We start from the raw sequence: 13240 nt of genomic DNA, 5'->3' as shown, positions 1-13240 counted from the left end.
ATTAAAAGAATGACACATCAAGAAATTCTAAAAAAAGTGGAGTGGAAAGATTTAAAAAATCTGACATTCAAAGAAATATTAATTGAAAATAATCTAACTATTCCTTGGTTTGTTATTTCAATAACATTAGCCTATTTTGAATATTATCTTTTAGCGTTACCGTTTTCTGCCTTTTTCTTTTTAACAGGTTTGAGACAAGTTCATAATGGTTTTCACAACTCACTAGGAACCAATAAATTTTTAACTTGGTTTACTCTTTATTCAAATAGCATTCTTTTGATGGTTTCCATACATGCTGTGAAATTCAATCATATTAGACATCATAAATATTGTTTATCTGATGAAGATTATGAAGGTAAATCAGCAAAAATGACTTGGTATGAAGCTATTCTTTATGGACCAATTCATATGTTTTTAATTCATAAAGTTACTTTCAAACTTGGAAACAAAAATTACATAAAAAACATGATTTTAGAGTTAAGTTCCATTACAATATTTGTATTTATAGCATTCTATTTTAAAATTAACTTTTTAATTTATCACATTAGTATCATGATTATTGCCGAATTTCTAATGGCTTTTTTTGCAGTGTGGACAGTACATCACGATACCGAAGAAAATCCTGAAATAGCTAGAACACAAAGAGGCAAATGGAAAAACAGAATAACCTTTAGTATGTTTTATCATTTAGAACATCATTTATTTCCTGCTGTTCCAACAATCAAACTGCCAGAATTAGCAATGAGAATTGATAATGTATTACCCGAGATAGAAAAGAAAAATACTTTCTAAAAATTATTTAAACAAATTATGAGTTGGAGTTATTTATTTAAACATTGGATCGGAACATTATTATTTGCACCATTCGTATTTGAGTTATTTTGTATTATAAGTGAAAAATCAAATAGTGTTGTAGGATTAATAGAAGTATATCCGATTACATTTATTTTTAGTTTAATTTTTTCCGCCCCAACATATATACTTTATGGAATTATATATTTTTACTTATCCAAAAAAGAAATCGCAATAAAATATTCGAAAACAATTTTAATATTATTCACTTCTTTATCTATTTTGATTACTTTTCACATCGTTTTTAATGCTAGAGAATTATACACAAGTTTTGCATATATAATTACTTCTATAATGTTAGGAATAATATTCAAATTAAATTTCAAAAATGACCACAATAAACCTTACAACTAAAATTAAAGCATCTAAACAAATCATTTTTGACTTATCAAGAAATATTGATATACATAAATTATCCACAGCAAAATCAAACGAAACCGCTATTGACGGTGTTACTTCTGGCTTAATCAATAAAGGTGAAACCGTTACTTGGCGTGGCAAACATTTTGGATTCTATTTAACTCATAAGAGTATAATTTCTGCAATGGAAATTCCAAGTTATTTTGTGGATGAAATGGTCGAAGGGAAATTCAAATCCTTTAAACACGAGCATTCTTTTATCGAAGAAAACGGATTTGTAATGATGATTGACAAAATTCAGTATCAAACACCTTTTGGTATTTTTGGAAAACTATTTGATAAATTAATTTTAAGAAATTATTTGACTAATTTTATAATCGAAAGAAATTATTTTATTAAAAATTTAGCAGAAAGCAAACCGTATGAAATCAATTAAAATAGCAAATAGTATTGCAATAGCAACTCCATTTTTACTGCTTTTTATAGGGCTTTTAGATGGTGAATTTTTTCTATACGCACCAATATCAATGATTTTTACTGGTGCAGTACAAACTTTATTAGCACTAATTTTATGGTTGAAATTTAAAAAAAATCTATTAATCCCATTTTATTTTTTATTCTCAATAGCATTTTTCATAATCTTTTTTCTTTTTAGAGATTTTAGACTTGATGATGTTTTCAATTATCCTTTTTGGATTTTACCTGTACTATTGTGTTTCTATCTAACATATATCATACACACAATTGAGAAACAAAATTAAAATCCACCAAAAAACAGGAATACTCTCCACCCAAAAAGAAGCATAGTATCGTGACCGCTTTTCATTTGAAAACAACAAAAACAAAATCGTTGTTATTGCCAAAGCCGATTTCAAAGCAAAAAACGCTATTCTAAAATCAGCAGATAAAAATTCTAATAACACGAATAAAACCATCAATGCAACTCCTACTCGTTTGGTTTTTGAAACTCCAATTTGCTGCGGAACGGTTTTTAAATGCGGATCATCTAATCTTAAATCGATGATTTCAAAAATTAATATCAATACAAAAATCAATATAAAACGTTGTGCTGCAACCAAGAACACATAACTTGTAAAAGGCAAATGATTATTAATTATGGGTAAAAAAAGCGTCACGCCTACCCAACACAAAGCCACAATATAAATTTTAAATCCAGCCCAATTTCGGGCATTTTTTTTGTTGGGAAAGAACGGTAACGTATACAATAAGGTTATGGCGAGAAATACAAAACCAATGATTTGTGTAGTTTTTTCTAATTGCAAAAAATAATATCCTGTAGCTATCAAAGAAAGAAAACTCAAAAAGGCAATTCCTTTTAATTGAAATGACATTTGTACCTTTTTTGTTCTTGCTAAAGCATCATATTTTACAAAATTATAACCCACAATTGTTCCAAAAAAAGCGAAGTATGAAGTAGCAAAATCATTAGAAATGCTAAACAAAATTTGCGTCAATTGCACCAAAGCATAAACAGACAAAGCCACATGAATGCTTGAATTGATGTAAAAACCGAAAAGTTTTCTAAAAAAACGCATGCTACAAAACTAATCATTATGTTAATAAACCTCGTTTTTAGTTAACAATTTCTCAAAATATTACCCTTTGTTTAACTTAAAAATAAAAGTTTAATAATTACTTTTGTTCTCTTAAAACAACACACACAAACTTTATATTTATTTTCACAAAATGAGAACAGACGCTTTTGCATTACGCCACATAGGTCCACGTGAGAACGACCTACAACATATGTTTAAAACCATTGGAGTTGAAAGCCTTGACCAGTTAATTTATGAAACTGTGCCCGACAATATCCGTCTAAAAAAAGACTTAGATCTTGACGCTCCAATGACAGAATATGAATACCTAACACACATTCAAGAATTAGGTAATAAAAACAAAGTTTACAAATCGTACATCGGTTTAGGATATCATCCTGCAATTGTTCCTGCGGTAATTCAAAGAAATATTTTTGAAAATCCAGGTTGGTACACAGCTTACACACCTTACCAAGCTGAAATTGCACAAGGTCGTTTAGAAGCTATTTTGAATTTTCAAACTACCATCATCGAACTTACAGGAATGGAAATTGCGAATGCCTCACTTCTTGACGAAGGAACGTCAGCTGCTGAAGCTATGGCGTTATTATTTGACGTTCGTACACGTGATCAAAAGAAAAACAATGCTAATAAATTCTTCGTTTCTGAAGAAATTTTACCTCAAACGTTATCAGTTTTACAAACACGTTCTACTCCAAAAGGAATTGAATTAGTAGTTGGAAATCATGAAACTTTTGATTTTTCTACTGATTTCTTCGGAGCAATTTTACAATATCCTGGAAAATTTGGTCAAGTAAACGACTATGCAGGTTTTATTGCAAAAGCACACGAAAACGAAATAAAAGTAGCCGTTGCTTCTGATATTTTATCTTTAGTAAAATTAACTCCTCCTGGAGAATTTGGTGCCGATGTAGTAGTTGGAACAACACAACGTTTTGGAATCCCAATGGGTTATGGTGGACCACATGCAGCGTTCTTTGCCACTAAAGAAGAACACAAACGTTCGATGCCAGGAAGAATCATCGGTGTAACAATTGATGCTAACGGAAATCGTGCTTTGAGAATGGCTTTAGGAACTCGTGAGCAACACATCAAACGTGAAAAAGCAACTTCTAATATTTGTACAGCCCAAGTTTTATTGGCTGTTATGGCTGGAATGTACGCTGTTTTTCACGGACCAAAAGGTTTGAAATATATTGCTAATAAAGTACATGCTTCAGCAGTAACTTTATCGGATGCTTTGAATAAATTGGGCGTTTATAATATAAACACGTCTTTCTTTGATACTATTGCTGTAAAAGCAGATGCTTCTAAAGTGAAAGCTGTTGCCGAAAAACACGAAGTAAATTTCTTTTATGTTGATGGCGAAACTATCTCAATTTCATTGAACGAAACAACTTCAGTAGCAGATTTGAATCAAATCATTACCATTTTTGCAGAAGCTACAGGTAAAGAAAGTTTTAAAGTTTCTGAATTATCTACAACTAATAACATCCCATCATCATTAGAAAGAACTTCTACGTTCTTGACGCATGATGTTTTCAACAGCCATCATTCTGAAAGTCAGTTGATGCGTTATATCAAAAAATTAGAACGTAAAGATTTATCGTTAAATCATTCGATGATTTCGTTAGGTTCTTGTACCATGAAATTAAATGCTGCTGCCGAAATGCTTCCGTTATCAATGGCAAATTGGAACAGTATTCACCCATTTGCTCCAGTAGAGCAAGCAGAAGGCTACCAAATTATGCTTAAAAAATTAGAGCATCAATTGAATGTAGTAACTGGTTTTGCAGGAACTACTTTGCAACCTAATTCTGGTGCGCAAGGAGAATATGCTGGTTTGATGGCAATTCGTGCCTATCATTTATCTCGTGGTGATCATCATAGAAATGTATGTTTGATTCCATCATCGGCACACGGAACTAATCCGGCTTCAGCAGCGATGGCAGGAATGACTATTATCGTAACCAAAACTATGGAAAACGGTAATATTGATGTTGAAGATTTAAGAGCAAAAGCCATCGAACATAGAGATAATTTATCAGCATTAATGGTAACTTATCCTTCAACGCATGGTGTTTTTGAAAGCGCTATTTGCGAAATAACAGAACTTATCCACGAAAATGGAGGTTTGGTTTATATGGATGGTGCCAACATGAATGCACAAGTAGGATTGACAAATCCTGCTACTATTGGTGCCGATGTTTGTCACTTAAACTTACACAAAACATTCGCAATTCCTCATGGTGGCGGTGGACCAGGTGTTGGACCAATTTGTGTAAACGAAAAATTAGTACCGTTTTTACCAACTAACCCAATCGTTCCTACTGGTGGCGATCAAGCCATTACAGCTATTTCTGCTGCGCCTTATGGTTCGGCATTAGTTTGCTTAATTTCTTATGGATATATATCTATGTTAGGTTCAGAAGGTGTTACTAATGCTACAAAATATGCTATTTTGAATGCTAATTATATGAAGGCACGCTTAGAAGATCACTATCCAGTTTTATATTCTGGTGAAATGGGAAGAGCGGCACACGAAATGATTTTAGATTGTAGAGCGTTCAAAGAAAAAGGAATTGAAGTTACCGATATTGCTAAACGTTTGATGGATTATGGTTTCCATGCACCAACTGTTTCTTTCCCAGTGGCAGGAACGTTGATGATTGAACCAACAGAATCAGAAGATTTAGCTGAATTGGATCGTTTTTGTGATGCGATGATTTCTATCAGAAAAGAAATTGAAGCAGCAACTAAAGAGGAAACTAACAATGTGTTGCACAATGCTCCGCATACATTAAATATGTTAACTGCAGATACTTGGGTTTTCCCATACACCAGAGAACAAGCAGCTTACCCATTAGATTACATTGCTGAAAATAAATTTTGGCCAAGCGTTCGTCGTGTTGATGATGCTTATGGCGATAGAAATTTAGTATGCAGCTGTGCTCCTATTGAGGCGTATATGTAATCTTTAAGTACGAAGTACGAAGTTAGAAATACGAAGTTTAAAGGTTTCAAATTAATTTTTGAAACCTTTTTCTTTTATAAAAATGACATAAGTCATTCTATTGAAATTTGAATCATGTAACTTTGTACTTTAATTTTTTTAGAAATGAATGACGTTCAAAATCAAGACGACTTATATATCATTGTAGAAGATTTTTACAAAAGATTATTAGCTGATGCTAAAATCAGTTATATTTTTACTGATGTTGTCAAAATAAAATTGGAAGAACACTTGCCTATTTTAGTGACTTTTTGGTCGCAAGCTATTTTTGGAACGGGTGGTTATTTCAATAATTTGACTCAAATTCATTTGGATGTAAATATGAAATCGTATTTATCAAAAGAATTGTTTGAAATTTGGTTAGCACACTTCGAAGCTGCCATCAACGAAAATTTTGAAGGCTTTAATTGCGAACGCATGAAGAATATGGCACACAATCTTTCATCGATTATGCAAATAAAAATCGCACAACAGAGCGCAGAATAATTACGACATCAATAATTTTCCGTATCATTCTTTGTTTAATTCATAATTTATTCCACATTAACAATCGTTTCTATACAAGCAAAGGTTTTTATTAATAATTTAGTTCTATAATTTGTAAAAAATGAACATAAAAATAACCGGTTCTGGAAGTTATATTCCAACAGAAATAGTAACCAATAAAGACTTTTCAAATCATGTTTTCTTAAACGAAGATGGAACTCCTTTTCCGCTTCCGAATGAAGTTATTACAGAGAAATTCTACGGTATTACAGGAATTGAAGAGCGTCGTTACGCTTCTGATGATTTACTAACTTCTGACATAGCATTTATTGCGGCGAAAAAAGCCATTGAAGACTCAAAAATTGATCCTGAAACTTTAGATTATATCATTTTTGCCCACAATTTTGGAAATCAGAAAAAAGGAGCTATTCAAGCCGATTTACTTCCAAGTTTGGCCACTCGTGTAAAACACGATTTACGTATAAAAAATCCAAAATGTGTGGCTTACGACATGCTTTTTGGTTGCCCAGGTTGGGTGGAAGGCGTTATTCAAGCCACTGCGTTTATCAAAGCCGGAATGGCAAAAAAATGTTTGGTTATTGGTGCTGAAACCTTATCAAGAGTTACTGATCCGCACGATAGAGATTCCATGATTTACTCTGATGGTGCTGGCGCAACAATTATTGAATCAGTTGACGGTGAAAACGAAGGAATTCTAGCTCATGAATCGGCTACTTATGCTTATGATGAAGCCAATTATTTATTCTTTGGGAATTCTTTCAATAAAGACCACGATCCAGACGTTCGATATATCAAAATGCATGGTAGAAAAATTTATGAATTTGCCTTGAGCAATGTTCCAAAAGCCATGAAAGAATGTCTAGACAATAGCGGAATTGAAATCAATCAAGTGAAAAAAGTATTGATTCATCAAGCCAACGAAAAAATGGATGAAGCTATTATTCAACGTTTTTATAAATTATACGGACAAACGCCACCTGAAGGAATTATGCCAATGAGCATTCATAAACTAGGAAACTCTAGCGTTGCCACAGTACCAACATTATACGATTCATTAATTAAAGGTAAAATCGAAAATCAAGAAATCCATAAAGGCGATGTGATTCTGTTCGCATCTGTTGGTGCAGGAATGAACATTAACGCAATTGTGTATAAGATGTAAAAAACCCAATCTATTATTAAACAAGATTGGGTTTAAAAACTACTTACTAAACTAAACTTATTATTACTAGTATTATCAGAGAATACAAAATTGTTAATGTAAGTTCTAAACGATATTTGATGAAAATATTCATTATTTTTTGATCAATTTTTGGCTAGCAACATTTCCATTTATATCTTCAATTTTTACTAAATATATTCCTGTATTTAATTGAGAAATATTGAATTCCTTTTGAGATGAATTTAAAACTTTTTGTCCTTGAAGAGAATAAACCTCAACAGATTTCAATTCATTTTCCATAGAAACTAAAACCACATCATTAGCAGGATTAGGAAACATCGTAAACAATAACTTATTTTCCTGAAAATCTTGAGTTGATAGAGCAGACACTTCACTTGGCGTTAAAACATAGTTGTATATTTTTAAGTCATCAATTATAAAGTTACCTTGTCCAAAAGTAGGTAACATAGATCTTCCCATAACTATATTTGTTCCATTAGTATTGTTATTTAAAAAACTAGCATGGGTATTACTACCGGTAAGAGAACCGCCATCATAGAATTCTGCAAGACCCGTATTTGCATTGTAAGTTATTACAATATTTCTCCAAACATTTGCAGCAATAGTATTTGCAAAGTTTATATTATTTCCCCAAATTGCACTAGATGCTGTTGTTGGTGCTTTTTCAAATCCATAAGATTGATATGTTGTACCTGCGCCCCAACTAACCACAAAGTTAGTTATTGATGTATTTAAATATTTAATTCTAAACGCCACAGATCTAGAGGAATTTCCTTGTGGAAGTAATGGTAAATTAGCAACTAAAGAATTTAAATTTCTTGAAGTATCATCATTACTGACTGCAACTTGTAAAGCACCTGAAGTATTTCCTAAATCATCATTAGCATAAGTTATTGTTCCAGAACCATTAATAAAAGTACCAGGATTGACTGTTACTGAACTTGTGTTTCCATTAAAAGGGAAGTGATATAATAATTGAGAAGTCAAAGGCGCAGTTCCAGTTGTTGTAAAATTTAAAATTGAAGATGGAATAGCATTTCCTACACTGTTACTTGCGGTAACTCTATAAAAATATTGTGTTCCAGGTGTAAGACCTGACAAAGTTTGTAATGGTGCATAATTTAAAGTTCCACTATACGTATTTCCTGTTTGAGATAAATTTAAATTACTTGCACTAGTTCCATATTCAATAATTGGAGTGGTAGTTGCGCCACCAGGATTCAATGTATAACTAATAGTTACTCCTGTATTAGTAATTGTACCTGAACTAACACCTACACCTGAAATTGCAGGAACTGTTGCTGTGCCTGGTGTTGTAAATGAAAGGGTTGTACTCGGAGTAGCATTTCCTGATGCACTCGATGCTTCCACTCTGTAAAAATAGTTTGTATTTGATGTAAGACCAGAAAGAACTTGACTTTGTACTGTTGCAGTTGAACTTGTCACCGTCGGACAATTTTGAGTTAAATTTAGATTACTGGCACTTAATCCATATTTTATAACAGGTGTTGCTACAATACCATTTGAGTTAATACTGTAATTAATTGTAGCAGCATTTGAATTTATATTACTTGATGATACAGCACTAATCAAAGGAACCGGTGTTCCTAAAGCTGAAATTTGTGAAGCAGTCAAGGCATAATTATAAATTTTTAAATCATCGATATTGAAAATTCCTGTTCCGAAAACATTATTCATTGTAGTTCCTAATCTAAAAAGTGTACCAGTAGTATTTAGATTTTGAATACTTGAAGCGGATGACAATAGAGTTCCATTTACATATATCAAAGCATTTAATCCATCATAAACAATTGCATAAGTATTCCATGTGTTACTAGGATTTGAATAATTAAAAGTTCTTGAATAGCCGGCAGCTTGTGAACCCCAACCACTAACTGTCATTGATGTATCGGTTGATTCTAAAGCAAAAGATTGTCCATTTATTTGTGTATTTGAACCAGTACCATAGGCATATAAATATTTAATTGATGAACTATTGGTTAGTTGATTGATTCTTAAAATAATAGTTCGTGGTGCATTTGCTTGTGGTAAAAGCGGTAGATTAGCATTTGCAGCAAATCCATAATTTGGAGCTGTAACTTCAACAGCATAAGCGCTATTTACACTGGTGCCATTTGAGGCAAAATTTACTGACGGACTTGTTGTAGTAAAAGGCACGCTTCCTACAGTTGCAGCTAAATTATTATTAAACTCCCAATGATAAATAAGTGCGGGAGTTGGCGGTGTTGCTACAAAAGATTGAACAGCAGAAGCACTTGTAGTACCAGCTTGACTACTTCCCGTAACTGTATAAAAGTAAGTTGCTCCAGGAACCAAACCTGTTAAACTAAATGTTCCCGCTATTGGATTTGTACCTGAAACAGCAGCATTATTTACAGTTTGACCTAAATTTGTTGTTAAACCATAATTCAAAATTGCAGTAGTTGAACTTCCGTTTGGATCAATAGTGTAATTTATTGTGGCACTATTAGAAGTTATATTACTCGATGTAACACCGCTCAAAACAGGAAGTGTTAAAGTAGTAAATGAACCAGTAGAAGTACTCAAAACGGCACCACTAGTTGGATTAGTCAATTGAATTGCATAATTGTAAGTTGTGGTTTGTGTTAATCCTGAAAGAGTAAAAGACAAAGCAGAAGTTGGATTTTGAGTTGACTGTACAGGATTAGCAGAATAGTTTACTAAAGTTCCTGTTGTAGCATTTGCTGGAGCTACTGCATAATAAAGTCTAGCATTTGAAGGCTGACCTTGAGGATCAACAAAAAAAGGTAAACCTGTAGAATTGTAGGTAGTGTTTTGGCTGCTACTCGAGGTTATTGTTTGTCCAAATGCACACTGCATTGAAAACAATATAAAAAGTAATAGTTTTTTCATAATGATAAATTTTAAATTTCGATTCAAAAGTAGTTTCCATCTCTAACTAACTAATAAATTACTTCACAATCTGTGGGTTTGACTTCATGAAATGAAATCAATTTCTATTAAGACTTTATCAGTTTATGAATACAATTAGAAAAAAATATTTCATGAACAGTCATTCTTGCTTCATAAACTGTACTTTATTATAGAATTAATTCAAAAAATAAATGTTATTTTTGAAAAACACTAAATACAATTCTATGAAAGCTTTGATTGTTGATGACGAATCTCACGCCCGTTCTTTATTGTCGAACACAATTAACGAACATCTTAAAGGTATTGAAATTATTGCCGAAGCGGAAAACGTAAAAGAAGCAGTGAAAATAATCAATAAAAATAATATTGACTTGGTTTTTTTAGATATAGAGATGCCGAACGAAAATGGTTTTGCTCTTTTTGAATATTTTGACAAACCAAATTTTGTAACCATTTTTTGCACCGCTTATTCTGAATATGCATTACAAGCATTTGAAGTTTCTGCAGTAGATTATTTATTAAAACCAGTAACTATAAGTAAACTGCAAGAAGCGATTGAAAAAGCGATAAAAATAAAAGGACAAAATCAGATTTTACAAAGCGTATCCACACTAAGAGATAATTTATCGGTCAAGCAATTACAAAAAATTGCGCTACCACTTTCAGACGGATTATTATTCATTAAAATTGATGATATTCTTTACTTTGAAGCCGATGGCTCATACACTCACGTAATAACAACTAAAGAAAAATACTTGGTTTGTAAAAAAATAAAAGAATTTCATGAGCTGCTTACCAATGATTCTCGCTTCTTTAGAGTGCATCGCTCCTTCTTGATTAACATTCAACAAATAAAAAAATACAGTAAAAAAGATGGTGCAACTTTAGTCTTTGAAAATAACAAAGTAATTCCTGTCGCACGAGAAAAGAAAAATGAGTTTGATGGATATATTGGTGATATTAGTGTTTAGGGCATGAAGAATCTGTTTTTAATTATTTTTATGTTATTCAACTCGATATACAACTATTCTCAGAATAAAATATCAAGTGATGTAAATGATACACTTTCTGTAAATAATTTTGGAAAGAGTATCTATGAAGAAACTAATTTGCAAAAAAGCGAAAAACTTAATGAATATCTTTTATCAACAATAAAAGCTAGAATAAACTTAAAAACTGTAAATCCAAAAGCAAAAAAATATTATCAACTAGCATTGATAAGTGCCTCTTTAAGTCAAGCCTACTTTGAACAAGTTAAAGCAAACTATAAAAAATCAATTTCGATAAATCTATATGCATTAAAAGAATCTAATAAAATAAAAAATAATTCCTTTGCGTGTTTTGCTAAAATGGCTATTGCTTTTAATTTTTTATGTTTAGAGGAATATGATAAAGCTCTGAAATATTACAAAGAATCTGAAATATTGGCAAAATACAATAAAGAAAAAGCTGCTTTAGGTTATATCTATGCTCATATTGGAACTATTAATTATAAAAATAAAAACTATAATAATAGTTTAAAGTATAATTTCAAAAGTTTAGAAATTAGAAGAAAATTGAACGATATCAGTAAAATTGGTTACACTTTAAATAACATTGGAGAGAATTATTTAGCTATGAATCAATTATCTGATGCTGAAAAAAATTTTAAAGGAGCAGAGAAATTTAGTTTAAAAGCAAATGATACAAAGCAATTATCTGATAATTATTTAAACCTGGGGAATTTATATCTTTTAAAAAAAGAAAGCATAAAAGCACTTGATTATCTATTATTATCCAACAAATTAGGTAATGAATCTAAGAACCTAGAAATTATTAAAGAATCCTCTTTGAAATTATATAACGTATACAATGATAAAAGTCAATATAAGCTTGCATTAAAATTCTTAGAAGAATCGTTAAATGCAGAAAAAAAATTAAATAAAGATCAAAACAAAAACGAACTCTTAAAAGCCGAATTCAAATACGAAACTGAAAAAAAAGAAGCTCAAATAAAGGCATTATCTCAACAAAAAAAAATTGCAAACTTAGAATCACAACGCCAAAAAACGATTGCTATAATTTTAACGATTGCTATAATTTCATTACTAATAACAACTTATTTTGTATTCAATCGCTATAAAATCAAAAAACAAAACGAACTTTTAAAAGCTCAACTAATAGAAGCTGAAAAAACTATTGAAGCAGAGAAAAAAGCAACTGAAAGTGAACTAAAAGCACTTAAAAGTCAGATGAATCCACATTTTATTTTTAATGCCTTATCAAGTATTCAAGACCAATTTATGTATGGTGATAAAGTAATAGCTAATGAACAAATGGGTAACTTTACTCAATTAACAAGACAAATATTAAATGTATCAGGCAAAAAACAAATTCTACTTTCAACAGAAATTGATATTTTATCGAAATACCTTGAGCTAGAAAAAATGCGCTTTAAAACCGACTTTGATTATATAATAACTATTGGTACTACTATAGACGAAGATTACCATGAAATTCCTCCAATGCTTATTCAACCTTTTGTAGAAAATAGTATTAAACACGGTTTATTGCACAAAAATGGTTTGAAAAAGGTAAGTATTGATTTTAAATTGAGTGATAAGGAAGATTATATTATTTGTACTGTAGAAGATAACGGAATAGGAAGAAAAAAATCGCAAGAAATAAAAACTAATAATAAACATAATTCATTTTCGACCGAATCAATTGCACAAAGATTACAATTACTAAATAACAATGATGATAATGTTATTTATGAAGATTTAAAGGATGAAAATGGAAATGGTATTGGTACGCGAGTCATAGTTAAAATTTATTTGTAAATTTGGACTC

Annotated in this window: 9 protein-coding genes; 7 read left to right on the top strand and 2 right to left on the bottom strand. The window is 31.2% G+C overall.

Features of this window, described 5'->3' with window-relative positions; all coding sequences use genetic code 11:
- Positions 1–9: 9 nt before the first annotated feature.
- Both Q0049_RS11130 and Q0049_RS11125 read left to right on the top strand, forming a co-directional pair.
- Positions 10–792 carry a fatty acid desaturase gene (locus Q0049_RS11130; protein WP_298119706.1) on the top strand — a complete coding sequence of 261 codons (783 nt, stop codon included), beginning with the start codon at positions 10–12 and terminating at the stop codon, positions 790–792.
- Between the two features lie 388 nt (positions 793–1180).
- Positions 1181–1648: an SRPBCC family protein gene (locus Q0049_RS11125; protein WP_298119704.1), complete on the top strand. Its 468-nt coding sequence runs from the start codon at positions 1181–1183 to the stop codon at positions 1646–1648.
- Between the two features lie 286 nt (positions 1649–1934).
- Here Q0049_RS11125 and Q0049_RS11120 read toward each other — a convergent pair whose 3' ends face one another.
- Positions 1935–2768 carry a hypothetical protein gene (locus Q0049_RS11120; RefSeq protein WP_298119702.1) on the bottom strand — a complete coding sequence of 278 codons (834 nt, stop codon included), beginning with the start codon at positions 2766–2768 and terminating at the stop codon, positions 1935–1937.
- 151 nt (positions 2769–2919) lie between these two features.
- On the opposite strand from Q0049_RS11120, the gene gcvP reads away from it, so the two are divergent.
- From gcvP to Q0049_RS11105, 3 genes are all read left to right on the top strand, one after another.
- Complete coding sequence (gene gcvP, locus Q0049_RS11115; protein ID WP_298119700.1) at positions 2920–5763, top strand: aminomethyl-transferring glycine dehydrogenase; 2844 nt, start codon at positions 2920–2922, stop codon at positions 5761–5763.
- Between the two features lie 144 nt (positions 5764–5907).
- Positions 5908–6288, top strand: a complete 381-nt coding sequence (locus Q0049_RS11110; protein ID WP_298119698.1) for a group III truncated hemoglobin — start codon at positions 5908–5910, stop codon at positions 6286–6288.
- Positions 6289–6409: 121 nt separating this feature from the next.
- On the top strand, positions 6410–7471 hold the full coding sequence (locus tag Q0049_RS11105) for a 3-oxoacyl-ACP synthase III family protein (protein WP_298119697.1): 1062 nt from the start codon (positions 6410–6412) through the stop codon (positions 7469–7471).
- A gap of 132 nt (positions 7472–7603) precedes the next feature.
- Here the strand turns inward: Q0049_RS11105 and Q0049_RS11100 are convergent, their stop codons facing one another.
- The gene (locus tag Q0049_RS11100) at positions 7604–10387 is read right to left on the bottom strand and encodes a LamG-like jellyroll fold domain-containing protein (protein WP_298119695.1); all 2784 of its coding nucleotides are present in this window, start codon (positions 10385–10387) and stop codon (positions 7604–7606) included.
- A gap of 245 nt (positions 10388–10632) precedes the next feature.
- On the opposite strand from Q0049_RS11100, the gene Q0049_RS11095 reads away from it, so the two are divergent.
- A complete protein-coding gene (locus Q0049_RS11095) occupies positions 10633–11379 on the top strand; it encodes a LytTR family DNA-binding domain-containing protein (RefSeq protein WP_298119693.1) in 747 nt (248 codons plus the stop codon).
- Positions 11380–11409: 30 nt separating this feature from the next.
- Entirely contained in the window at positions 11410–13230 is a 1821-nt protein-coding gene (locus tag Q0049_RS11090) for a sensor histidine kinase (RefSeq protein WP_298119691.1), read from the top strand.
- Positions 13231–13240: the final 10 nt, after the last annotated feature.

The organism is Flavobacterium sp. (assembly GCF_027484205.1).
GTDB lineage: Bacteria > Bacteroidota > Bacteroidia > Flavobacteriales > Flavobacteriaceae > Flavobacterium.
The sequence above is the reverse complement of the archived record's forward strand: the minus strand, read 5'-3'. Positions and strand labels throughout refer to the sequence as shown.

Excerpts from the sequence above, each read along its gene's own strand:
- Q0049_RS11110 (WP_298119698.1), top strand. The coding sequence starts at position 5,908 with ATGAATGACGTTCAAAATCAAGACGACTTATATATCATTGTAGAAGAT.
- Q0049_RS11105 (WP_298119697.1), top strand. The coding sequence starts at position 6,410 with ATGAACATAAAAATAACCGGTTCTGGAAGTTATATTCCAACAGAAATA.
- Q0049_RS11100 (WP_298119695.1), bottom strand. The coding sequence starts at position 10,387 with ATGAAAAAACTATTACTTTTTATATTGTTTTCAATGCAGTGTGCATTT.
- Q0049_RS11090 (WP_298119691.1), top strand. The coding sequence starts at position 11,410 with ATGTTATTCAACTCGATATACAACTATTCTCAGAATAAAATATCAAGT.
- Q0049_RS11120 (WP_298119702.1), bottom strand. The coding sequence starts at position 2,768 with ATGCGTTTTTTTAGAAAACTTTTCGGTTTTTACATCAATTCAAGCATT.
- Q0049_RS11130 (WP_298119706.1), top strand. The coding sequence starts at position 10 with ATGACACATCAAGAAATTCTAAAAAAAGTGGAGTGGAAAGATTTAAAA.
- Q0049_RS11095 (WP_298119693.1), top strand. The coding sequence starts at position 10,633 with ATGAAAGCTTTGATTGTTGATGACGAATCTCACGCCCGTTCTTTATTG.
- gcvP (WP_298119700.1), top strand. The coding sequence starts at position 2,920 with ATGAGAACAGACGCTTTTGCATTACGCCACATAGGTCCACGTGAGAAC.
- Q0049_RS11125 (WP_298119704.1), top strand. The coding sequence starts at position 1,181 with ATGACCACAATAAACCTTACAACTAAAATTAAAGCATCTAAACAAATC.